20 protein-coding genes, 4 tRNA genes and 4 pseudogenes are annotated in these 22,850 nt (G+C 63.3%); 10 read left to right on the forward strand and 18 right to left on the reverse strand.

Annotated elements, in window-relative coordinates; all coding sequences use genetic code 11:
- Positions 1–50: 50 nt before the first annotated feature.
- From rpoB to AUC69_RS00825, 10 genes and pseudogenes are all read right to left on the reverse strand, one after another.
- Complete coding sequence (gene rpoB / locus AUC69_RS00780) at positions 51–4,184, reverse strand: DNA-directed RNA polymerase subunit beta (protein WP_069440473.1); 4,134 nt, start codon at positions 4,182–4,184, stop codon at positions 51–53.
- A gap of 152 nt (positions 4,185–4,336) precedes the next feature.
- Entirely contained in the window at positions 4,337–4,711 is a 375-nt protein-coding gene (gene rplL, locus AUC69_RS00785) for a 50S ribosomal protein L7/L12 (RefSeq protein ID WP_069440474.1), read from the reverse strand.
- Positions 4,712–4,755: 44 nt separating this feature from the next.
- Positions 4,756–5,270 (reverse strand): annotated as a pseudogene (rplJ, locus tag AUC69_RS00790) (50S ribosomal protein L10).
- Positions 5,271–5,611: 341 nt separating this feature from the next.
- Positions 5,612–6,310 (reverse strand): 50S ribosomal protein L1, encoded by a 699-nt coding sequence (gene rplA, locus AUC69_RS00795; RefSeq protein ID WP_069440475.1) that lies wholly within the window; start codon positions 6,308–6,310, stop codon positions 5,612–5,614.
- A 3-nt stretch (positions 6,311–6,313) separates the two neighbouring features.
- Positions 6,314–6,742: a 50S ribosomal protein L11 gene (rplK, locus tag AUC69_RS00800; protein WP_069440476.1), complete on the reverse strand. Its 429-nt coding sequence runs from the start codon at positions 6,740–6,742 to the stop codon at positions 6,314–6,316.
- 46 nt (positions 6,743–6,788) lie between these two features.
- Positions 6,789–7,319: a transcription termination/antitermination protein NusG gene (gene nusG, locus AUC69_RS00805; RefSeq protein ID WP_069440477.1), complete on the reverse strand. Its 531-nt coding sequence runs from the start codon at positions 7,317–7,319 to the stop codon at positions 6,789–6,791.
- A 20-nt stretch (positions 7,320–7,339) separates the two neighbouring features.
- On the reverse strand, positions 7,340–7,516 hold the full coding sequence (gene secE, locus AUC69_RS00810) for a preprotein translocase subunit SecE (RefSeq protein WP_342018468.1): 177 nt from the start codon (positions 7,514–7,516) through the stop codon (positions 7,340–7,342).
- A gap of 100 nt (positions 7,517–7,616) precedes the next feature.
- A tRNA-Trp gene (locus tag AUC69_RS00815) sits at positions 7,617–7,693 on the reverse strand.
- 70 nt (positions 7,694–7,763) lie between these two features.
- Positions 7,764–7,837 (reverse strand) — tRNA-Gly (locus tag AUC69_RS00820).
- Between the two features lie 23 nt (positions 7,838–7,860).
- Positions 7,861–7,945, reverse strand: a tRNA-Tyr gene (locus tag AUC69_RS00825).
- Between the two features lie 204 nt (positions 7,946–8,149).
- Between AUC69_RS00825 and AUC69_RS00830 the strand changes: the two genes are divergently transcribed.
- Entirely contained in the window at positions 8,150–8,950 is an 801-nt protein-coding gene (locus AUC69_RS00830; RefSeq protein ID WP_069440478.1) for a TrmH family RNA methyltransferase, read from the forward strand.
- Positions 8,951–9,039: 89 nt separating this feature from the next.
- Here the strand turns inward: AUC69_RS00830 and AUC69_RS00835 are convergent, their stop codons facing one another.
- Entirely contained in the window at positions 9,040–9,330 is a 291-nt protein-coding gene (locus tag AUC69_RS00835) for a hypothetical protein (RefSeq protein WP_069440479.1), read from the reverse strand.
- Positions 9,331–9,685: 355 nt separating this feature from the next.
- The gene (locus AUC69_RS00840) at positions 9,686–10,015 is read right to left on the reverse strand and encodes a hypothetical protein (RefSeq protein ID WP_069440480.1); all 330 of its coding nucleotides are present in this window, start codon (positions 10,013–10,015) and stop codon (positions 9,686–9,688) included.
- A gap of 260 nt (positions 10,016–10,275) precedes the next feature.
- Here AUC69_RS00840 and AUC69_RS00845 point away from each other — a divergent pair, with 260 nt between their 5' ends.
- The 4 genes from AUC69_RS00845 to AUC69_RS00860 all read left to right on the forward strand — a co-directional run bounded on the left by AUC69_RS00845 (position 10,276) and on the right by AUC69_RS00860 (position 12,273).
- Positions 10,276–10,527 carry a glycine zipper domain-containing protein gene (locus AUC69_RS00845; RefSeq protein ID WP_069440481.1) on the forward strand — a complete coding sequence of 84 codons (252 nt, stop codon included), beginning with the start codon at positions 10,276–10,278 and terminating at the stop codon, positions 10,525–10,527.
- Between the two features lie 9 nt (positions 10,528–10,536).
- Positions 10,537–10,953: a hypothetical protein gene (locus AUC69_RS00850; RefSeq protein ID WP_069440482.1), complete on the forward strand. Its 417-nt coding sequence runs from the start codon at positions 10,537–10,539 to the stop codon at positions 10,951–10,953.
- Between the two features lie 114 nt (positions 10,954–11,067).
- A complete protein-coding gene (locus tag AUC69_RS00855) occupies positions 11,068–12,069 on the forward strand; it encodes a hypothetical protein (RefSeq protein WP_141700511.1) in 1,002 nt (333 codons plus the stop codon).
- A 128-nt stretch (positions 12,070–12,197) separates the two neighbouring features.
- Positions 12,198–12,273: transfer RNA gene (locus AUC69_RS00860), tRNA-Thr, on the forward strand.
- Between the two features lie 9 nt (positions 12,274–12,282).
- On the opposite strand, the pseudogene arsH reads toward AUC69_RS00860, so the two are convergent.
- From arsH to AUC69_RS00880, 5 genes and pseudogenes are all read right to left on the reverse strand, one after another.
- Positions 12,283–13,039: pseudogene (gene arsH, locus AUC69_RS15805) on the reverse strand (arsenical resistance protein ArsH).
- Positions 13,016–13,432, reverse strand: a pseudogene (arsC, locus tag AUC69_RS17800) (arsenate reductase (glutaredoxin)); the annotation flags it as partial. The pseudogenes arsC and arsH, both read right to left, overlap by 24 nt.
- Before the next feature lie 96 nt (positions 13,433–13,528).
- Entirely contained in the window at positions 13,529–13,864 is a 336-nt protein-coding gene (locus AUC69_RS00870) for an ArsR/SmtB family transcription factor (RefSeq protein WP_069440484.1), read from the reverse strand.
- A 110-nt stretch (positions 13,865–13,974) separates the two neighbouring features.
- Positions 13,975–15,294 carry an ATP-binding protein gene (locus AUC69_RS00875; protein ID WP_244500024.1) on the reverse strand — a complete coding sequence of 440 codons (1,320 nt, stop codon included), beginning with the start codon at positions 15,292–15,294 and terminating at the stop codon, positions 13,975–13,977.
- Position 15,295: 1 nt separating this feature from the next.
- Positions 15,296–15,949 (reverse strand): response regulator transcription factor, encoded by a 654-nt coding sequence (locus AUC69_RS00880; RefSeq protein ID WP_069440485.1) that lies wholly within the window; start codon positions 15,947–15,949, stop codon positions 15,296–15,298.
- Positions 15,950–16,111: 162 nt separating this feature from the next.
- Here AUC69_RS00880 and AUC69_RS18080 point away from each other — a divergent pair.
- The 5 genes and pseudogenes from AUC69_RS18080 to AUC69_RS00900 all read left to right on the forward strand — a co-directional run.
- Positions 16,112–16,669: pseudogene (locus tag AUC69_RS18080) on the forward strand (efflux RND transporter periplasmic adaptor subunit); the annotation flags it as partial.
- Between the two features lie 166 nt (positions 16,670–16,835).
- Positions 16,836–17,171: an efflux RND transporter periplasmic adaptor subunit gene (locus AUC69_RS18085; protein WP_244500026.1), complete on the forward strand. Its 336-nt coding sequence runs from the start codon at positions 16,836–16,838 to the stop codon at positions 17,169–17,171.
- Between the two features lie 3 nt (positions 17,172–17,174).
- Positions 17,175–20,339, forward strand: coding sequence for an efflux RND transporter permease subunit (locus AUC69_RS00890; protein ID WP_069440486.1), 3,165 nt, complete (start codon positions 17,175–17,177; stop codon positions 20,337–20,339).
- Positions 20,270–20,650 carry a DUF3240 family protein gene (locus AUC69_RS00895; protein WP_083238949.1) on the forward strand — a complete coding sequence of 127 codons (381 nt, stop codon included), beginning with the start codon at positions 20,270–20,272 and terminating at the stop codon, positions 20,648–20,650. The genes AUC69_RS00890 and AUC69_RS00895 overlap by 70 nt, the downstream gene beginning before the upstream one ends.
- Before the next feature lie 556 nt (positions 20,651–21,206).
- The gene (locus AUC69_RS00900) at positions 21,207–21,503 is read left to right on the forward strand and encodes a hypothetical protein (protein ID WP_069440488.1); all 297 of its coding nucleotides are present in this window, start codon (positions 21,207–21,209) and stop codon (positions 21,501–21,503) included.
- Positions 21,504–21,510: 7 nt separating this feature from the next.
- Here AUC69_RS00900 and AUC69_RS00905 read toward each other — a convergent pair whose 3' ends face one another.
- Positions 21,511–22,626 (reverse strand): hypothetical protein, encoded by a 1,116-nt coding sequence (locus tag AUC69_RS00905; protein ID WP_069440489.1) that lies wholly within the window; start codon positions 22,624–22,626, stop codon positions 21,511–21,513.
- Positions 22,627–22,850: the final 224 nt, after the last annotated feature.

Here is a 22,850-nt window from a genome sequence, read left to right on the forward strand (position 1 = left end):
CCCTTCGGTTGATCGTGTCCGTCTTTAACGTGAGCCGATAAGGCCTAAGCTCATTCGGCCGCGGGTCGCGGCAGCCGCGCCCGTTGCGGCTGCTGCTCCTCGGGTTTCGGCTGCACCAACTCGACATTCAGTCCCAACGCCCGCATCTCCTTGACGAGAACGTTGAATGACTCCGGGATACCGGCCTCGAACGTGTCGTCGCCACGGACGATCGCCTCGTACACCTTGGTACGGCCAGCGACGTCGTCGGACTTGACCGTCAGCATCTCTTGCAGCGTGTAGGCGGCGCCATAGGCTTCGAGCGCCCACACCTCCATCTCGCCGAAACGCTGACCGCCGAACTGCGCCTTACCGCCCAGCGGCTGCTGGGTGACTAGGCTGTACGGTCCGATCGAACGGGCGTGGATCTTGTCGTCCACGAGATGGTGGAGCTTCAGCATATAGATGTAGCCCACGGTCACCTTGCGCTCGAACTCCTCGCCCGAGCGGCCGTCGAACAGAGTCACCTGACCCGAGGAATCGAGCCCTGCGAGCTCGAGCAGCTCGGAGACGTCGCCCTCATGCGCGCCGTCGAACACCGGCGTCGCCACCGGTACACCCGCCGACAGACTCTGGCTCACCTCGATGAGCTGATCGTCCCTGAGCGCCGCGACCGCCTTGTCGTCGCCGTAGATGGTCTTGAGCAGATCCTTCAACGGCTTCGGCTTGTTCGATTCCTGATACTCGTGCAGCGCGTCGCCCACCTTGACGCCCAAGCCGCGGCAGGCCCAGCCGAGATGCGTCTCGAGGATCTGCCCCACATTCATGCGGCTCGGCACGCCGAGCGGGTTCAGCACGATGTCGACCGGCGTGCCGTCTTCGAGATACGGCATGTCCTCGATCGGCACGATCTGGCTGATCACGCCCTTGTTGCCGTGGCGGCCGGCCATCTTGTCGCCGGGCTGGATCTTGCGCTTCACCGCGACGAAGACCTTGACCATCTTCATCACGCCAGGCGGCAGCTCGTCGCCGCGCTGCAGCTTGTCGACCTTGTCGACGAAGCGCTGCTCGAGCCGCTTCTTGGCCTCTTCGTACTGACGGCCAATGGCCTCGACCTCGCTCATCGCCTTGTCGTTCTTGAGCGCGATCTCCCACCAATGGCTGCGCGGGATATCGTCGAGGATCGCCTCGGTGATCTTGGCGTCCTTCTTGAGCCCCTTCGGACCCTTCGACACCTGCTTGTGCAGGAGCACGTCGCGGAGACGGCCATAGACGTTACGGTCGAGGATCGCGAGCTCGTCGTCGCGGTCCTTGGCGAGCCGCTCGATCTCCTCGCGCTCGATCGCCATGGCGCGCTCGTCCTTCTCCACACCGTGGCGGTTGAACACGCGCACCTCGACCACCGTGCCGGCGACGCCGGGCGGCAGCTTCAGCGACGTATCGCGCACGTCGGAGGCCTTCTCGCCGAAGATGGCGCGCAGCAGCTTCTCTTCCGGCGTCATCGGGCTCTCGCCCTTGGGCGTGATCTTGCCCACCAGGATGTCGCCCGGCTGCACCTCGGCGCCGATATAGACGATGCCCGCCTCGTCGAGATTCTTGAGCGCCTCTTCCGAGACGTTCGGGATGTCGCGGGTGATTTCCTCCGGCCCGAGCTTGGTGTCGCGGGCCATGACCTCGAACTCCTCGAGATGGATCGAGGTGAACACGTCATCGCGCACGACGCGCTCGGAGATGAGGATGGAGTCCTCGAAGTTGTAGCCCATCCACGGCATGAACGCGACGAGCACGTTGCGGCCCAGCGCCAGCTCGCCGAGATCGGTCGACGGGCCGTCGGCGATGATCTCGCCGGCCTGGACGTTGTCGCCCACGCGCACCAGCGGCCGCTGGTTGATGCAGGTGTTCTGGTTCGAGCGCTGGAACTTGCGCAGATTGTAGATGTCGACGCCGGACTTCGAAGGATCGGTCTCCTCCGTGGCCCGGATGACGATACGGGTCGCGTCCACCTGATCGACCACGCCGGTGCGGCGTGCGCCGATGGCGGCACCCGAATCGCGCGCCACGACCTCTTCCATGCCGGTGCCGACCAGCGGCGCTTCCGCCGTGATCAACGGCACGGCCTGACGCTGCATGTTCGAACCCATCAGCGCGCGGTTGGCGTCGTCGTTCTCGAGGAACGGAATGAGCGCCGCGGCCACCGACACGAGCTGCTTCGGCGACACGTCGATGAGGTCCACTTTCTCGCGGGGGTACAGCTCCACGTCGCCCGCATGACGGCAGACGATGAGATCCTCGGCGAAGGTGCCATTCGGATTGAGCTGGGCGTTGGCCTGGGCGATCACGTAGCGCGCCTCTTCCATGGCCGACAGATAGACCACCTCGTCCGTCACTTTGGACTTCACCACGCGGCGGTACGGGCTCTCGATGAAGCCGTATTTGTTGACGCGCGCGAAAGTCGCCAGCGAGTTGATGAGGCCGATATTCGGACCTTCCGGCGTTTCAATTGGGCAGATGCGCCCGTAATGCGTCGGATGCACGTCGCGCACCTCGAAGCCGGCGCGCTCCCGCGTCAGACCGCCCGGCCCGAGCGCCGACAGGCGCCGCTTATGGGTGATCTCCGACAGCGGGTTGGTCTGGTCCATGAACTGCGACAGCTGCGAGGAGCCGAAGAACTCGCGCACCGCGGCGGCCGCCGGCTTGGCGTTGATCAGATCCTGCGGCATCACCGTGTCGATATCGACCGAGCTCATGCGCTCCTTGATGGCGCGCTCCATGCGCAGCAGGCCGACGCGATACTGGTTCTCCATGAGCTCGCCGACCGAGCGCACCCGGCGGTTGCCGAGATGATCGATATCGTCGATCTCGCCACGGCCGTCGCGCAAGCCCACGAGCGTCTTGATGACCGCGAGAATGTCCTCGCGGCGCAACGTGCGCATCGTGTCCGGCGCATCGAGGTCGAGGCGCATGTTCATCTTCACCCGGCCCACGGCCGACAGGTCGTAACGCTCGGAGTCGAAGAAGATGCCGTTGAACAGCGTCTGCGACGCCTCCGGCGTCGGCGGCTCGCCCGGGCGCATCACCCGGTAAACGTCGAGCAACGCCTCGTCGGTGTTCGAGTTCTTGTCGATGGCGAGCGTGTTGCGGATGAAGGCGCCGACATTGACGTGGTCGATGTCGAGGATCGGAATCTCCTTGAGACCCAGATCCTTCAGCGTCTCGAGCAGCTTCTCCTCGATCTCCTCGCCGGCCTCGCCATAGATCTCGCCGGACTCCAGATTGACGATGTCCTGCGCCAGGTAGCGCCCATAAAGATCCTGGTCGCTGATGAGCAGTTCCTTGAGGCCTTCCTCGGCGAGCTTGTTGGCGAGACGCGCCGTCACCTTGCGGCCGGCCTCGATCGCCACCTTGCCGGTCTTGGCGTCGATGAGATCGGTGCTCGGCTTGATGCCGCGCATGCGATCGGGGCGGAACGGCATGCGCCATCCCTCCTTGCTCGCCTTGAGCACGATGCGATCGTAGAAGGTCGACAGGATCTCTTCGTCGTCGAGGCCAAGCGCATAGAGCAGCGTCGTCACCGGCAGCTTGCGCCGGCGGTCGATACGCACATAGACGACGTCCTTGGCGTCGAACTCGAAATCGAGCCACGAGCCGCGATAGGGAATGATGCGCGCGGCGAACAGCAGCTTGCCGGACGAATGGGTCTTGCCGCGGTCATGGTCGAAGAACACGCCCGGGCTGCGATGCATCTGCGAGACGATGACGCGCTCGGTGCCGTTGATGACGAACGTGCCGTTCATGGTCATCAGCGGCATGTCGCCCATATAGACGTCCTGCTCCTTGATGTCCTTGACCGAACGGGCGCCGGTCTCCTCGTTGACATCGAACACGATCAGGCGAAGCGTCACCTTCAACGGCGCGGCGAAGGTCATGCCGCGCTGCTGGCACTCCTCGACGTCGTATTTCGGCTGCTCGAAGGCATAGCGGACGAACTCGAGCTGGGCGCGCTCACCGAAGTCCCGGATCGGGAACACGGAGCGGAACACGGACTGCAGCCCCTCGTCGAGGCGGCCGCCCTCCGGCTCGTCGACCATCAGGAACTGATCATAGGATTGCTTCTGAACCTCGATGAGGTTCGGCATCTCAGCCACTTCGTGGATGTGACCGAAAAACTTACGATATCGCTTGTGACCGTTAGTCTGCTGCGCCATGTGGTCCTCTCAAGGCTCGTCGCGACGGCTCGCCGGAAACTCCGCCTTGCGGCGGGGTCTCTGGTGAACTGTCACGTCACTCGATTTAGGTGGGTCGGAAGCCCGGGCGAACACCGATATATGGTATCCGCCCGGACTTACTTCAACCCAGGCTACTTCAGTTCGACGGTCGCGCCTGCGGCCTCGAGCTGCTTCTTGATCTTCTCGGCCTCGTCCTTCGGAACGCCTTCCTTCACCGGCTTCGGCGCGCCTTCGACAAGGTCCTTGGCCTCTTTCAGGCCAAGGCTGGTGATCGCCCTCACCTCCTTGATGACGTTGATCTTTTGGGCGCCGGCTGCGGTCAGAACGACGGTGAAGTCGGTCTGCTCCTCGGCGGCCTCGGCGGCACCACCACCACCCGCGGCCATCATGGCCACCGGCGCGGCGGCGGAAACGCCCCACTTCTCTTCGAGCATTTTGGCGAGCTCGGCCGCCTCGAGCACCGTCAGGCCCGAAAGGTCGTCTACGATTTTCTGAAGATCTGCCATTGTCTTATCCTTGTACGTTCAACTCTCGTATTGGGTTTCCAGCGTCACGCTGCTTCCTTGCTGCCATAGGCTGCGAACACACGCGCCAGCTGACCGGCGGGCTCTTTCACGGTGCGGGCGATCTTCGTCGCCGGCGCTGAAGGAGGCCAATCAGCGTGCCACGGAGTTCGTCGAGCGAAGGCAGGTCGGCGAGCGAACTCACCGCCTTTGCATCGAGTACCGTGGTGCCCATCGTGCCGCCAAGGATCACGAACTTGTCCTTGGCCTTGGCAAACTTGACGAGCACCTTCGGCGCCGCGACGGGATCGTCGGAATAAGCGAGGCAGGTCGGCCCCGTCATAAGATCCGAAATTCCCTTGGCGTCGGTACCATCGAGCGCGAGCTTCACGAGCTTGTTCTTCGCCACTTTGACCTGCCCGCCAGCGTCTCTCATGTCGCTGCGCAGCTTGGTCATGTCGGCAACCGAAAGGCCCGCATAGTGAGCCACGACAACCACGCCGGTCTTGGCGAAGACATCGTGAAGCGCCGTCACAACTTCGCGCTTCTGAGCTCTTTCCATGCTCACTCCGTCTCTCAATAAGCCGCAAGCAACGCTCGCGGCCTTAGGCCACACGAGCCACGAGAAGTGCGGGGCGAAGCAAAAAGCCACCCCGCGCATTCGCGCGGCGCTCTGTTGCCTGTCCCGCTCGCGCGCGAAATACGCTAGAGCCACATACGAGGTTCAAACCGATCTCCAGGTTGCGGCGGTGTTCCCGCTACCATCGAACCGTTCGTCTCCCGTCTCATGCAGGCCCAAAAGGCTTAAGCGGTTTCCCGCACCTGCAATCTCGGACAGGTTTGGACCGCTTGGTCTGCCAAGCGATCCTCCGGGACCGAACGCCGGTCCCGAAACTCTTGCACCTAAGCGCTGCCGAGACTGGCAGGCTCAACCTTGACGCCAGGACCCATGGTCGAGGTCACGGCGATACGTTTCACGAACGTGCCCTTGGCGCCGCTCGGCTTGGCTTTGATCACCGCATCGGTGAAGGCCCGGATGTTGGCCACCAGCGCGTCCTCGGTGAAGCTCGCCTTGCCGACGCCGGCATGGATCACGCCGGCCTTCTCGACGCGGAACTCCACGGCGCCGCCCTTGGCCGCGGCGACCGCGGCGGCGACATCGGTGGTCACCGTGCCAACCTTCGGGTTCGGCATCAGGCCGCGGGGCCCGAGCACCTTACCGAGACGGCCGACGAGCGGCATCATGTCCGGCGTGGCGATGCAGCGGTCGAACTCAATCACGCCCTTCTGCACCTGCTCGACGAGATCCTCGGCACCGACCACATCGGCACCGGCCTTCTTCGCCTCGTCGGCCTTGTCGCCCTTGGCGAACACGCCGACGCGCAGCTTGCGGCCCGAGCCGTGCGGCAGCGCGCACACGCCGCGCACCATCTGATCGGCGTGGCGCGGATCGACGCCCAAATTCATGGCGACCTCGATGGTCTCGTCGAACTTGGCCTTCGCCGCGTCCTTGACCAGCTTCACCGCTTCTTCGATGTCGTAGAGCTTGTCGTGCTCCACCGTCTCGGATGCGGCGCGGAACCTCTTGCCGGGCTTGCTCATCGTCTACTCCTGGACCTCAAGACCCATCGAGCGGGCGGATCCGGCGATGATCTTCATCGCTTGCTCGACGGAATTGGCGTTCAAATCTTGCATCTTGACCTCTGCGATCTCACGCAGCTGATCTTGCGTCACGCGCCCCGCGACACCGCGGCCCGGCTCCTTGGCGCCCTTGCCGATGCTCGCCGCCTTCTTCAGGAGGAAGGACGCCGGCGGCGTCTTCATCTCGAAAGTAAAGGAGCGGTCCGCATAGACCGTGATCACCGTCGGAATGGGCGAGCCCGCTTCGAGCTTCTGCGTCGCCGCGTTGAACTGCTTGCAGAACTCGGGGATGTTCACCCCGCGCTGGCCGAGCGCAGGCCCGATCGGCGGCGAAGGGTTCGCCTGCCCCGCCGGCACCTGCAGCTTGATGTAACCGTCAATCTTCTTCGCCATGCCTACTCGTCCCGCGTGTTCCGCTTAACTTCGGGAAGCTCAAACCTCAGAGCTTCTCCACCTGTGCATATTCAAGCTCGACCGGCGTTGCCCGGCCGAAAATCGACACCGCCACCTTGAGCCGCGCCCGCTCCTCGTCGACCTCTTCCACGAGGCCGTTGAACGAAGCGAACGGACCGTCGGCGACGCGAACCTGCTCGCCGATCTCGAAGGTGACCGACGGCTTCGGCCGCTCGACGCCTTCCTGCACCTGCTGGAGGATGCGTCCCGCCTCCTCCTCGGTGATCGGGATCGGCTTGTTGTCGGTGCCGAGAAAGCCAGTGACCTTCGGCGTGTTCTTGATCAGATGGTAGGTCTCGTCATTGAGCTCCATCTTGGCGAGCACATAGCCCGGAAAGAACTTCCGCTCCGAGGCGACCTTCCGGCCGCGCCGCATCTCCACGACCTCTTCCATCGGCACGAGAACGTCCTCGAACTTGTCGCCGAGACCCGCAGCGACAGCGCGCTCCTTGATGGATTCGGCGACCTTCCGCTCGAAGTTCGAGTAGGCGTGAACAATGTACCAGCGCATAGCCATCGGATTGTAGTTTCGACCTCCTAGCGGCCCATGCCCAAGATGAGCTGGACTGCCGTGCTCAACACCCAATCGACGCCGAGAAAGAACAGCGCGGCGGCAACCGACATGATGAGCACCATGATCGTGGTGATCACCGTCTCCTTGCGCGACGGCCAGGTGACCTTGGACACCTCGGTGCGCACTTGCTGGAGAAACACAAAGGGATTCGTTCTCGCCATCTCTGTCCTTGCCGCGGGCACTTCCGGCGCCGCTTCTTTCGTCTCGAGCTCCTAACCGCGGCACTCATGGCCCCAACCGTGGCAGGAGTGGAGGGACTCGAACCCCCAACCCCCGGTTTTGGAGACCGGTGCTCTAGCCAGTTGAGCTACACTCCTAAGGCCTGCTCTAGTTCACCTTCAAAATAAAATTTCAATTCCAAATCAATCGCCTCGCGGCCTAACTTGCTGGAGCGGGTGAAGGGAATCGAACCCTCGTCCTCAGCTTGGAAGGCTGCTGCTCTACCATTGAGCTACACCCGCATCCATCCGGCTCAACAGAGTGGTGGTGGAGGGGGTTGGATTCGAACCAACGTAGGCATAGCCAACGGGTTTACAGCCCGTCCCCTTTAGCCACTCGGGCACCCCTCCTTGAGAGCTCAGATGGATTGACTGGTGATTGTAACCAAGCAAAAACACCCCGCCGTCGGCCGGCAGGGTCCGCAATAGCCGCGTTTATGGGTAGCCATTTGGTCTCTGTCAACTGTAAATCAGGGCGAGCGGGCTGGAATTCCTTGGTTTTATCCCACCGCCCGCGCATTTACCACCACCCCTTGCGAAAAGGCCACCCCCCTCATGCGGCGCCAAAAACCGAGCCATTCCAAGCCCTTCACCCAAGCGCCGCGGGGCAAGCCGCGGCATTCCGGGCGCAGCGCCGACACCGCCCGCATCCTTATCTTCGGCCTGCACGCCGTCGAAGCCGCCCTCGGCAATCCGGACCGGCCCGTCTTGCGCCTGCTCGCCACCGACAATGCTGCCCATCGCCTGGCCCCGCTCATCGCCAAACGCAAGCTCACACCGGAGCCCGCCACCCCGAAGGATCTCGACCGGCTGCTCGGCCCCGACACCGTGCATCAAGGCGTGGCGCTGGAAGCCGGGCCGCTCGAGCCCATCGGCCTCGACGATGTCGATACGAACGGCACCCTGCTCGTGCTCGACCAAGTGACCGACCCGCATAATGTCGGCGCCGCGCTTCGCTCGGCCGCGGCCTTCGGAGCGTCCGGTCTCGTCCTCACCGAGCGGCACAGCCCGCCGCTCTCGGGCGTGCTGGCCAAGGCCCAGCGCGCGCTGGACCTCGTGCCCATCGTGCTGGTCAAGAATCTGAGCCAAGCGGCTCACACCGAGCTCGGCGAGCGCGGCGTGCTGCGCATCGGCTTGGCGGAAGATGGCGATGAGCCTCTCGAAGCCACCCGCCTCACCCAACCGCTGGCGCTCGTGCTCGGCGCCGAAGGCAAAGGCTTGCGGCATCTCACCCGCGAACGGTGCGACCGCATCTGCCGCATCTCGACGACGAGCGCGCTGGCGAGCCTCAACGTGTCGAACGCCGCCGCCATCGCCATGCATTGGGCGAGCCTCAAGGCGCGAGGCACCGAATAGAGTCCTCGAACGAAAACGAGGGAAAAGAGGCGCGCCCCTTCCCCCTCGCTCCCGGGAAATCAGCCGGCATGCGCCGGAAGATCGAAAACTCAGTTGCAGAAGCGGCGGCCGAACGAATCGTACCAGCAGTTCCGGCGCCAATAGGTGTTGCAAGTGCTGAGACCGCACTCGCCCGCGTAAGCCGGCTGCTTGTAATAGGCGTAGTAGTTCGGCGACCGGTAGCGATACGCGGTCGGCCCCGGCGGCAGACCGCAGGGCGAAACGCAAGGCGGCGGGGCCACAGCGACGGGCGCACCGCAAGGCGACACGCACGGCGCAGGCGCCACGATGACGGCGCGGCGCGCGCGGCGCAACGGAATCGGATTCGGTGCGGGAACCATCACGGCGCTATTGCAGCGCCAACCGCCGCCGCACCATGCGTCGCGTCGTCGACCACCGTAAGGTTGAAGCCAACCGCCAGCGCCAGGGCGGCAGCAACACTCAACAGGACTTTCATCTTGGGACTCCACTCGGGCTAGGGGTACCCCTCCTGGCGCGTCTCCGGCCAGCGAAGGCTTGCCCAACCCTAAGGGAGCGCAAGTATCGTCTAAGTTAATGAAGCCCTGTTTACCCAAGCCGAGACATTACAAAGTCCCTAACCACTGACACAAAATGGGACAGAACGATGGGATCGGAGTAATTCGCGCAGAGAGACTTTGGGGAGTCTTCGCGGACTTGGTCTTCAGCTATGCAGCTTTATTTGATGTATCTCTCGGTCCGGGCACCGCGCCGGCCGTCGACCGGCTCGAGATAATGGAAATAGGGCTCGCAGCGCGGGAAGTCCTCCGGCGCCGTGGTGTAGGGCCGATAGAACCACCAATAATTCCGCTTCAAGCAGTACATGGCTTGCGCCCGCTTGCCGTGAAAGCGTGCGCCGTCTTGGGCGGCATCGACGACCAGCTGCGAATCAGCGCCCGCGAGAGCCAAGGGCCGCGCCGCCATCGTGGCCTGTGCCGGTCCGTGCGGGACGGCCGCAAATAGGCCGACGGCCGCGCATGCAGCGAGCCAAAGCCTGAAGTCGCTCATGCCGATTCCCCCTCGGGCACCCCTGTTAAGCAATCAGACTCTAAACAAAAAGAGGACCCCAATCAACGCAAGGCTCCGGCAACGAATGGTCGCGCAATGTGAAGTTCGCGCGACATGTCTTGACAGCGACGCGCGCCGGTCCCTCAACTCGGAAACCGGGCAGAGTCGCAAGTGTCACAACCGGTGCGCGGAACGAAAGCCCTTGGTATTGGGTTGCTTCTGTACCCGCCCAACAATCGTTTTCAGGAAGGAGACCCCCCATGGCCGACACCGCTGGCAAGCGCAGCGCCCAAGCCGAAGCCTTGGCCGATCAGATCGATGCGATCCGCGCCGACATGCAGAATTTGAGCTCGACCGTCAGCCGCATTGCCAACACCCAGATCAACCGGGCGCAAGGCAAGGCGATGGAAACCGCGCAAGAAGCCGAGGACGCCATCAAGCGCAATCCGCTGCAAGCCGTCGCCATCGCCGCGGGTCTCGGCTTCCTGTTCGGCGTCTTCACCCGCCGCTAGGATAGATCCATGCTCCGCATCGTCCTGTCGCTCGTCTCGTCTCTTCAGATCGGGGCGCGCATCAAGGATGCGATCGAACGCTCGGTGAAGAAGGCGGTCGTCATCGCCATCGCCGCCGTGGTGTTTCTGTTCGCCATCGCCTTCGGACTGGTCGCCGCCTATCAGGCGCTGATCGTCTACGACTTCACGTCCCTTGAGGCCGCGGGCATCGTCGCCGGCGCGCTGGTCGCGCTCGGTCTCATCGTCCTCGCCTTCCTGCCCCTCGTCAGCCGGCCGAAAGAGCAGACGCAAAGTCTCGTCAACGCGCCCGCCGAAGGCATGGCCATGATCGATCAGGGCGTGGGCAAGGCGATGAAGCAGGTGGGCCCGCTCACGCTGCTGGCCGTCGCGTTCGCCGCCGGCCTGCTCGCCAGCCGGCGCCGCTGACCTAGGGAACGTCCCATTCCGGGACGCATCTTAATCCTGTCTTAACCACACGCCTTGCACCCTTGGGGAAAGCGAAGAGCTCATTCTTCCAACCCAAGGGCAAGGCGGCCGATCATGCTGCGAGGCTTGTGTCTGATGTTGCTGGCCACCGCCTGCATCGCGGGCGGCGCTCACGCACAAGTCGCCGAGGTGCCGCGCCCTTACGCCATTCCCCTGCCCCCGAACGCCAACGACGAGCCGCAATGGGAACTGGGGATGCGCTATTGGTGGAGCGAAGGCTCGACGCGCTTCGACCTCAACTCGAGTCGGCTGGGCGCCATCTACGGCAATCCCACCTCGACGCTCACCTATGACGACATCAGCGCCAACGCGCTCGAATTCGTGTGGAGCGCCCGCAACGAGACCGATACCTTCGCCAAGGGCTTTGTCGGCGGCGGTTGGCTCGACGGCGGCAGCCTCGACGACGAGGACTTCTTCGCCGGCCAGATCAAGTTCTCCGACACCTACAGCAAACTCGACGGCGACGGCCTCGTCTACGGTACCATCGACGTGGGCCAGGACTTCACCCTGATCGACAATCGCGCCAGGGTCGTGCTCAGCCCCTTCGTCGGCTTCAACTATTGGGAAGAGACCGTGGAGGGCTACGGCGCCCGCTGCAACGCCGACGATGTGGGCGGCTTCTTCTGCGGGCCGACCGGCTCGACCGCCGTTCCCTTCTCCACCAAGGTGATCACCAACAAGCAGAGCTGGGCCTCGCTCCGGCTCGGCGCCGAGCTCAAGGCGAAGCTCTGGGACCGCCTCACCTTGCGCGGCGACGCGGCCATCATCCCGGCCGCCTATCTGTGGAACGAGGACAGCCACCATCTGCGCGCCGATCTCGGGTCCACCCCCAATATCGTCGATAGCGGCACCGGCTGGGGCTATCAGCTCGAAGGGGAAGTGCGGCTCGATCTCACCCGGCATTGGGCCTTCGGCGCCGGCGTCCGCTACTGGTACGCCGAGACCAACGGCGACTCCGACTTCGTCCATCTCAACGTCACCTCGCAGCTCGAGGATTTCACCTCCGAGCGCTTGGGCGTCTTCGGCAACGTCACCTATCGCTTCGACACCTTCTAGCCCGATCCCCGTCTGGCCCGGGCCCAGGAGCCGCCGCTTGAGTGCATGCGGGAAAGCGAGGATAAAGGCTCAGGATCGCCGGGGCCCGCGATCCCATCTAGGCCGTGCCGTCCCGGCATCGCCAGAAAGCCGGCTTAGCTCAGTTGGTAGAGCGGCTGATTTGTAATCAGTAGGTCGGGGGTTCGAATCCTCCAGCCGGCACCATTTTCATTATTATTTATTCGCAGCGGCGGCCCGGTTGAGGTTCACCCGCGCCGACAGTTCCTCCGCCGTCTCGACCCGCTCGCTGTAGCGGTCCGTCAGATGGTCGGAGACGTCGCGCGTGAGCAAGGTGAACTTGACCAGCTCCTCCATCACGTCGACCACGCGGTCGTAGAACGCCGAGGGCTTCATGCGTCCCGCCTCGTCGAATTCCTGAAAGGCCTTCGCCACCGACGACTGGTTGGGGATGGTCAGCATCCGCATCCAGCGGCCCAGCACGCGCATCTGGTTGACCGCGTTGAAAGACTGCGAGCCGCCGCTGACTTGCATGACGGCGAGCGCTTCCTTGGGTCGGCCTGATCGCGCCGGAGCGGAGGGGGATCCAGTCGATCTGCGTTTTCAGGATCGCGCTCATGGACCCGTGCCGCTCCGGCGACGTCCACACCTGACCCTCCGACCACGCGGCGAGATCGCGGAGCTCGCGCACCTTCGGATGATCCTCGGGCGCGTCGTCCGGCAGAGGCAGCCCGCTCGGGTCGAAAATGCGTGGTTCCGCGCCCAGATGATGAAGCAGCCGCGCGCCTTCTTGAGTGAGAAAGCGGCTGTAGGAGCGCGCCCGCACGGAGCCATAGAGCATGAGAATGCGGGGCTTGTGGGTCGACAGCAGCGGGTTGCGAAGCGTGTCCGTGCCGGACCCCGGAAACGCATCCGTGCGGATATTGGGCAGGCTGAGATCAAGTTCGGACACGCGTTCGCCCTTCTCATCCATGACGACTTCGCCGCCTTCTTTCGTGAACGCGCCGATGTCCGGATTCGGCAGGATATCGAGCACGGCCTCAGACGGTCGGCAAAGCCGCGTGCCGAGCGGAGTCACCACGATCGGGCGATTGATGAGGATCGGATCCTTGAGCATGGCGTCGATAAGCTCGTCGTCGCTCCATTTGGGATTGCCGAGATCGAGGGCGTCATAGGGCGTGCCCTTCTGGCGCAGAAGCGCACGCGGAGAAATCCCCATGGCGCGGATCAAGCCGATCAACGCGTCCCGGCTCGGCGGTGTCTTGAGATACTCGATGACACGGACATCTTCGCCGCTCTGACGGATCATGGCCAGTGTGTTGCGGGAGGTGCCGCAGGCCGGGTTGTGAAAAATAGTGATCGACATGGCTGTACTCCGTCAGGTTCACCAGCGTGTCTCGCTGACTTGATGGACACCCCTTTAGGCATCCGGACAATGCCGGCCGCCGAGAGCGCTCCACCCTTATCTGCACATCGTCTTTGATTTCTTGAACGCATCGCCGCAAAGCTCGGGCTGCCCCTGACAGCAATCCTCGGTGAGGTAGGCGAGCAATTGGCGGATGCCACCGTCATGGATCGCGTAGCGGATAAACCGCCCCTGCCGCGTCGACGCGATGAGCCCGGCCCGATCCAGCTCCTTGAGATGAAACGATGCTCCCGTTGGGCTGATTCCGACAGCATTGGCTATCTCTGACGAAGGCACCCCCGAGGGACCAGCCCTGACCAGGAGGCGAACGATTTTGACGCGGTGCTCGTGCGCCAAGGCACTGAGCATTTCGACAGCGGCATGATCTCTCATCCTGCTATGATACAAATATCGTTGTAGTGTGCAAGTCTGACCACGAGACGGCAGGTCCGGCGTCACTCACTGAGTCTGCAAAGTTCAATTCTTCAATGGCAGGACCAGCTCTACGCGCAGTCCTCCGAGCTTGACTCTCCAAGTCTCACATCGCCGCCATAAAGACGCGCCAAGTCGCGCACAATCCCAAGACCCAATCCGGATCCCGCCGCACGGGAATCCCAACGCTCGCCAATGTTGAAGACCACTTCCCGGGCCTCCGGAGGAAGGCCCGGACCGTCGTCGTCGACTGTCAAACGCAGCATCCATGCCATCGGTCCAGCCGATTCTGATCGTCGATTTGGCATGCTTGCAGGCATTGTCGACCAAGTTGGCCAGCATCTCGTTGAGATCGGCGGGATCGCAGGCCAAGAGCGGCCCTCGGGGACATCGACGTCCATCTTGGTGTTGTTGTGCGCGTAGAGCCGGCCGAGCGCCGAAGCGACCTCGAGAGCCGCCTTGCGCGCACCGGCGACGACTCCAGGCGCTGAGCGCATAGCGACAGCCCGCGCGCGGGTAATCTGGTAGTCGATGTGCGATTGCATTTTCCGGCATTCTTTCAGGATCGTCGAGGACGCTTGGTCGAGCCCCTGATCCTCCAGGCGATAGGCTTCATCCGTGATGATGGCGAGCGGTGTCTTCAAACCGTGAGCCATATTTCCGGCCTGCGTTCGGGCGCGCTGGATGAGGTCGGCCGTCGATGTGAGAAGCGTATTGAGGTCGTCCACCAAAGGCACGACCTCGGCAGGAAACCGGCCGCTAAGCTGTTTCTCTTTTCCGTGGCGGACCTCAAACAAGGCCGTTCGTAGCTGCCCCAGCGGCCTGAGCGCATACAGAATCAGAAGCGTGGCAGCGGCGACCAGTGACAAGCCGAAGGCAGCCAAGGAAACGGCGAGCGTCGTATTGAAGCTCGAGACCACCGCGTCGAGATGGCGTTCATCTGTCCCGATAATGAATCTATCGGGCGCCGCGCTGGGATTGGTCCAAACCGCCTTCTCCGCCACGATGAGAGGGCCAGTTGGCCCTTCAATCAAATGAGTGTGCACCCCGACATCCTTTGGCGTGTCGGGTGGCATGTGCAGCGGTGGACCTTCGAGCGACGCTGACCGGGCCAGGACGTCACCCTTCTTTTGGATTTCCCAATAAAAACCAGAAAGAGGAACGTCGTAGCGCGGATCGCTCAGGGGGTGCTGCAAATGTAGACTGCCGTCCGTATGGAATTCCGAAAGCCGCTGCAGCTCGGCGAGATGGACATGCAGCTCGTCATAGAACTGCTCGGTGACATGATGCTTGAAGACCGCTGACAGCATCACGCCGGCGCCAACCATGCCAATCGCGATCCACAACACGGCGGCCGCGATCAAGCGGCTCTTGAGGCTGGTCCTGAGCATTCTAGTCCAACCGGTAGCCGAGACCGCGGACCGTCGTGATGAGGTCTGCTCCCAGCTTTCGCCGAAGGCGGCTGACATAGACTTCGATGGTGTTCGACTCTCGACTGTCATCGAGTGCGTAAAGGTGGTCGATCAGCTCCGCCTGGGAGACAATGCGGCCGATACGATGCAGGAAGTATGTCAGAATCTTTAGTTCGCTGGCCGTGAGCTCGACGGGCGTCCCGTTCAGCATGACGCGGTTCGAACCTGCATCTAGCTCGATATCGCGATGGGTGAGGACGGCACTCGCCAAACCGGATGAGCGGCGGATCAGTGCCTTAAGGCGTGCGGCGACCTCTGGTACGTGAAACGGCTTTGTAACGTAGTCGTCAGCGCCGGCATTCAGCCCGTCGACTTTCTCCGCCCAGGTGCCGCGCGCCGTGAGGATCAGGACGGGCAGCTTGCGACCGGCCGATCGCCAGCGCTTGAGCACGTCGATGCCCTGCATCTGCGGCAATCCGAGATCGAGAACCGCCGCCGCGTATGTCTCGTCTAATCCCATCGTGTAGCCGTCTGCACCGTTATCGGCGCGCTCGACCGTAAAGCCGGCCTGGGTCAGGCCGGCGCTCAGTCGTTGGGCAATATCCTCATCATCCTCGACGAGCAGGATGCGCATGGGGCGTCCTCGCGCTTTGAGTGCGCCGTCCGTCTAGCACGCGGTAGCTGAAATGAACCTGAAAAGTCCTGTCAGGGAGCCGCAAGCTTCCGTTCAGGTTGGTTTCAGTAGGTGCTCCACACCCCTTTAGCCAAGAGATTCGCAGCCGGGACGGAGCAGGTCATGCGCGTGTTGTCCTTAACGAGGATTTTCATTTTAGCCGTCATCGCGGCCAGCACCGCTTCAGCTTCAGCTGAAACCGACACCGTGGCCCTGACAGCGGAGCAGGTGCGGAGCCTCGACATCAAGGTGGAGCCCGTGCGCCCCGCCAAGGTCGAGGCAATAGCGGTACTTCCGGGAACCGTTATTCCGCCCCTGAACTCGCGCATCGTTGCGACAGCCCCGTTTGCGGGAACCGTGACGCAGGTTCACGCGCTGCCCGGACAGCCTGTGAGCAAGGGGGCCACCGTGGCCACGATCTCCAGCCGCGAGCTGCTCGACGTCCAGAGCCAACTCTCGCAGGCCGAGGCCGAACTGCAAATGGCCGATGCGATCGCACGGCGCAAACGGCTGCTCGCCGACAAGAAGTTCCAGAACCCGGTCGTCGCTGAAGAAGCCGAGGCCCAGGTCACCAAGATCAAAGCCGTCATCGAGCAGCACAAGAAGACGCTATCGCTCAACGGCATCTCGCTGGGACAGAACGGGGAATACTCTATTCCAGCCACCCAGGACGGCGTGGTCGTCGAGGTCAACGCCATGCCCGGCGACATGATCGACGCGATGGACGCCGTGGTGACGGTCGATACGAGCAACGAGCTGTGGGTTGAAGCCCAAGTACCGGCCAGCATCGTTCCGCTTATCAACCAGGCACCGTCATTCAGGTTGTTGGTGGGCCCGAGGGCGCGTCGTGTCGGTCGGCACCGCGCTCCAGGGGATGACACGATCTGCGCTTCTCTACGCGTCGATCCCCGCCTCCAGCGGACTCATGGCGGGTCAGCTGGTGTCGATCCAGCTCGAACGGCCCGCGGTGCCTGGCGCCGTTTCCGTTCCAGCCAAAGCTGTCGCCCGCATTGCGGGCAAGAGCGCCGTGTTTGTACGCAGCGACACCGGCTTCACGATCAAAATGGTCGAGTTGCGCGGCAAGTCTATGGAAGTCGCCACGATTGTCGGCGACTTACCGCCGGATGCGCAGGTCGCAGCAAGCGGCCTCCCACAGCTCGAACAGATGCTGCAGGGGGAATAGACGATGCTGCGCCGCCTGATCGAATTCTCCCTGACGCAGCGCGTCTTCATTCTGCTCGTGTACGCGCTCGTGGCAGGTGCGGGCGTCTATGCCTTCCGCACGATTCCCATCGACGCGTTTCCGGACATTTCGCCCGTTCAGGTGAAGATGATCCTGAAAGCGCCGGGGATGACGCCAGAAGAGGTGGAGACGCGCGTCACTACCCCGATCGAGATGGAACTGCTTGGCATTCCCGGACAGACCATCCTGCGGTCGGCTGCGAAATATGGCTTGGCCGATATCACCCTCGATTTCAAGGAAGGCACCGACATCTACTGGGCCCGCCAGCAGGTTGCGGAAAGGCTCGCTGGCGTTCGCGGCGACCTCCCTGCCAGCGTAACCGGCGGCCTCGCGCCCGTTTCCACCCCGCTGTCCGAGGTCTTCATGTTCACGATCGAAGGTGGCGACCTGTCGCTCGAAGATCGGCGCAGCCTCTTGGATTGGACCATCCGGCCAGCGCTCCGCACCATACCGGGCGTGGCGGACGTGAACGCGCTCGGCGGCATGGTGCGCACCTTCGAGGTCACCCCTAACGGCGCGGCGCTCGCCGCCGCCGGCCTCGGTGTTTCCGATCTGGTGACGGCCATCGAGGCCAGCAACCGCAATGACGGCGCAGGTCGGCTCAGCGAGGGTGAGAAAGCACTGGTCGTGCGCTCGGAGGGCGCCATCACCACCCCGAGCGATCTGGAGCAGATCGTCCTCAAGATGGACGGCGAGCGCGTGCTTCGCCTCGGCGACGTCTCCACGGTCAAGATCGGCAACCTGACGCGTTACGGCGCCGTGACCGAGGATGGCAAGCGTGAGGCTGTCGAGGGACTGGTGCTGTCGCTACGCGGCGCCGATGCCAGCGCCATCGTCAAGGCGGTCCGCGCTCGGCTCGACGAGCTAAAGCCGAGTCTTCCCCCGCGCGTCAGCATCAACGTGTTCTATGACCGCTCCGACCTGATCTCCAGCGCCGTCGGAACGGTAAGCAAGGCGCTCATGGAAGCAACTGTTTTGGTTGTCATCCTTCTGGTGGCATTTCTCGGGAACCTGCGCGCCGCTTTCGTCGTGGCCGTCACGCTGCCTTTCGCGGCGCTCATGACGTTTGTCATGATGCAGTGGTTCGGCATGACCGCCAATCTCATGAGCCTCGGCGGGCTCGCCATCGCCATCGGTCTTATCGTCGATGGAGCGGTGGTCGTGGTCGAGAACACGGTCGAGCGGCTTCAGCACGCCAAGTCCGACTCTCGCGTGCCCAAGCTTCATGAGGTCTACCGCGCGGCCAGCGAGGTTGCCACGCCCGTGGCCGCGGGCATCGTCATCATCTGTTTGGTGTTCCTCCCCCTCCTTTCGCTCACCGGATTGGAAGGCAAGATGTTCGGTCCCGTGGCGCTGACGATGATCATCGCGCTGAGCGGCTCGCTCATTCTGTCACTGACGCTCATTCCGGTCCTGTCGTCCCTTGTCCTCAAATCAGGTGCACATGCCGATCCGTGGCTGATGCGCGTGATGACGCGCGGCTACCGTGCGCTGCTCAAGGGTTGCCTGCGCTTTCCGCTGCCGGTGTACCTGCTTGCAGCCGCCGGGCTCGGACTGCTCGTCGTCGCCTACGGCGCGATCGGCAAGACCTTCATGCCGACCATGGACGAGGGGGCAACGATCATACAGGTCACCAAGCACCCCTCCATCAATCTGCAAGCGAGCGTCGACGGCGATCTGCTTATCCAGCGCGCCCTCAAGGACAAGGTCCCGGAGATCGAGCGCGTCTTTGCGCGCGTGGGGTCCGACGAACTCGGTCTCGATCCCATGGGTCTGAACGAAACCGACACGTTCTTGGTTCTCAAGCCTAAGGATCAATGGCGCGTGCCGGACAAGGAGTGGCTGATCGAGCAACTGCGGATGACCTTGGCCGACCTCCCAGGATACGAGTTTGCCTTCACTCAACCGATCGAGATGCGCACCGCCGAGATGCTGACGGGTTCGCGGGGTGATCTGGCTATCAAGATCTTCGGGCCTGATCTCGGAACCCTGTCCGACCTCGCCGCCAAGATACAGGGGACGCTGCGTAAGGTGCCCGGTGCCGCCGAGGTTTCGACGGTGGCGAACGACAGCGTCGAGTACATGCAAATCGACGTCGATCGTCTAGCGGCGGGACGCACGGGCCTCTCCGTCACCCGCCTGCAGGACGAGTTGCGCTCGATCATTGAGGGCGCACCGGCCGGGCTCGTCGCAGAGCCGGGCAGGCGCACGAACATTGTTATTCGCGGCACGCCGTCCGTTCGCGAAGACCCGAACGTGTTCGCCGTGACGCAGTTCGCCGCCGGCGATGGTGGGCTTGTACGCGTTGGCGACGTTGCCAGGCTCGAACGCGTGGCGGGCCCGATCAAGATCGATCGCGAAAACGCCTCGCGGTTTGCGTTTGTGCAGGCCTATGTCTCCGGCCGCGACCTCGTTGGATTTGTCGAGGATGCGCAGCGCGCCGTCGCGGAGCAAGTGCCGCTCCCGCAAGGATACCGCCTTGTATGGGGCGGCCAGTTCGAGAACCAGCGTCGGGCGGCCACGCGCCTGTCCATCGTGGTTCCTATCGCGCTGGTCCTGATCTTTGGCGTCTTGTTTGCGACGCTCCGCTCGATCCGTCAGTCGCTATTGATCCTTGCCAACGTGCCGTTTGCCCTCGTGGGCGGGATGCTCGCCTTGTGGCTGTCCGGCGCGTATCTGTCGGTCCCGGCCTCCGTCGGCTTCATTGCCCTGCTTGGCATTGCCGTGCTCAACGGTCTGGTTCTGGTCAGCCACTTCAACGAGCTTCTCGCGAACGGCCTCCCGGTTCGCGATGTCGTGTTCGAAGGCGCGGTGCGCCGGCTGCGGCCCGTGATGATGACTGCCAGCATCGCTGCCTTCGGGCTCGTGCCGCTGCTGTTTGCGACGGGGCCAGGCTCCGAAATCCAGAAACCACTGGCGATTGTGGTGATCGGCGGGCTCGCGAGCTCGACCGCGCTCACACTCGTCCTCCTTCCCATCCTGTTCCGGCGCTTTGGCGCTGCGGAACGCTTGTCTCAAACATCCGACGGAACGCTCGCATGGACCAATCCCTTTGCAAGATCACATTCGTCTGCCCACCAGACAGCGCCGATCACATCGCCGAGCTGATGTTGAGCTTCGACCCCCCGCTTCCGGGATTCACGACGTGGATGGCCGAGGGTCACGGCTTCGGCTTCGGCGATGCCACGGTCAGCGAACGCGTGCGTGGGCGCGTGAAACGCAGCGTGATCGTGGCTGTGCTCGACCGAGAAATCGCGGCCGGTCTCCTGGATCTCATCGCCACGAAGGGGGCTGTCGCCCACCTGACTTACTGGACCGAACCTGTCGATGGGTTTGGACAGATGCGGCCGACGGACTCCGCCGCTCAGCGAGATGACGAGGGGCCCGATACTCAAGCAAAGACGGAGAGCGATAGATGACCGAATGCAACCCGACCAGACCAATCAGACTGAGGGAACGATCCCAGCGGCCCATGAGAGGGGTGTTTTCAATGGTGCTTTCAGCCTTGCTGGCAACTCAGATACTCATCGCGAATGCGCATGCGGAGCCGTCATCGAGTGCTAGGCCCGCAGCGGCGACTCCAAAAAAAGAACGGGTCTACAAAGAGAAAAGTCGCGACTCGAATGACGGGCGGCACAATCTCGGATGTTGGCAGTACAAACTCAAAGCCGGACTCTGGAAGCGAACCTATGTCTGTCGGTAGATTGGCCTGATACGAGGCGAGGCCAAGAGCGGTTGCTTGGCGCATTTGTCGACCCCTCCCCCAAGTTGATACGGCCCCCAACCCAGAGTAGCGTTGACTGGGAAGAACGGGTTCGTTTAAGGGGGGGCGAGCAATCGCACTTTTTTGCAGATCTGTTGCTCTCCGGCACTATGGCACTGACAGCCCAAATGCCTATGGTGATAACGTCGGCACCAAGATGCCCCCACGAGTTGGGCGGGCGATAAGTGGCAGCGGCGGGGATGGCGTAACAGATGATCAGGATCGTTCTGCTGGTTCTTGGGCTCGGGCTGCTCTTCGTGCCCGCCATGGCTCAGGCCCAAACCGCTGCCCCCAACCAGTCGTTGAAGGAACGCCCCTCGGCCTGCGGTCTGGGCAGTCAAAGCATCCGCGTGTGCGAGAACGACCTGCAGTCCTGCAACAGCGTGTGCGATGCGCGGGCCCTCGACATCAACTCGGATATTGCCGGCTGCTCCACCCGCTGCTGCACCAACTATAATGTGTGCCTGAGACTGCGGGGCTGCGGCTCGCGCGTCATTCAATGTAACTAAATGCGCTTTAGGAGCCGCCCGCTTGGGCGGCCACCTCGTCGAGCTGCGCCTTGAGCAGCTCTGGCTGGAGATATTGGATGACCGCCTTCTCCGCGCCGTCGGTCTCGTAGCGGAGCTTGAGCAGCAATCCGCCATAGGACTCGAAGAACTCCTCCACCGTGATCCCGTCCTCCCCGCCCATGGCCTCCGGCGGGAAAGCGAAGACGAGCCGGAACGGCGCATGCGGCGGCACCGTATTTTGCGGCGCGATCGCGAAGGCTTGCGCCGCGGTGTTCTCCTCGCCAGCCACGGCCGCGGGCTTGTCGACCTTGAGGATGAGCTTGAGATCGGGCCGCTGCACGTCCGGCTTGAGGATGCCTTCGATCGACGTCAGAGGCTGGTCCGACAGGTTCACACCGCTGACCGACAGCCCGTTGATGCGGAACGATTCCGGCGTGCCCGACAGGGTGAACACCGCCCGCTCCGGCAAGGGCCGGTCGAGATCGTCGAACGTCCAGGCAATACCGCCCGGTGCGTCCTCGGCAGCCTGCTGCGACGACCCGGCGCCCGCCCCGCTACGCAAGATGAGGCCGCCGCCAAGCAACAGCCCACCGCACACCAACAACACTGCCCCTGCAATAATCATCATCTGACTGAGTTCGGCGTCCTTCGTTCGCGCCCACGCGGTCTGCGCCAAGGCGTGGCCAGACGATACACCCTTAGACCACGCCTGCTTGGCCCCTGCGCCAATCCACCCAGTCTTAGACCATGCATCCCGCGCCCATAAGGGTAACGTGTTTTCCGCGCGATCCTTAGGGGCAAAGTCCGCGGACGCAATGCTCTGCGGCGCGGTCATCGCTGGCGCAGGCACGCGCGGTTCGTTGGGCGAAATACCCTCGACCCAGAAACCTTCGTAGAACGGCCCATAGACTTCGGGAATGTCCACTTCCGGAACTTCGGCGACAGGTGGGACCTCTACCGCCTGCGTCTCACGCGCGAGGACTGGGATCCACGGCTCGTTGGCCGGGCGGCCGTCGAGTTCGGCGCCGGCCGCATGCGGTCCGTAAATCTCGACGACGGTGCTCGGCGCCACGTCCGCGGTCCGGGGTAGCCTTGCGCTGGCGAACAGGCCGTCGGCGCGCACCGAACCGGGCGGCAGCGCTCCGCCTGACGCCCAAACTTCGCGACGCGCACATAGAGCGCCGGCGTCAGCGCTGCCATGCGAAGCTTGCTCCAGCGATAGCCGGCGGCGAGTTGCCGCTTGCTCGCGTCCGACAGCGCCGCCGCCTTGTCCGTAACGACGCCGGCCCGCGACGGCGGATCGGCCGTGGCGCCGGCAAGCGCCGCGCTCTTCGCCGACGCAGGGCA

Source organism: Methyloceanibacter superfactus, from assembly GCF_001723305.1.
Classification (GTDB): domain Bacteria; phylum Pseudomonadota; class Alphaproteobacteria; order Rhizobiales; family Methyloligellaceae; genus Methyloceanibacter; species Methyloceanibacter superfactus.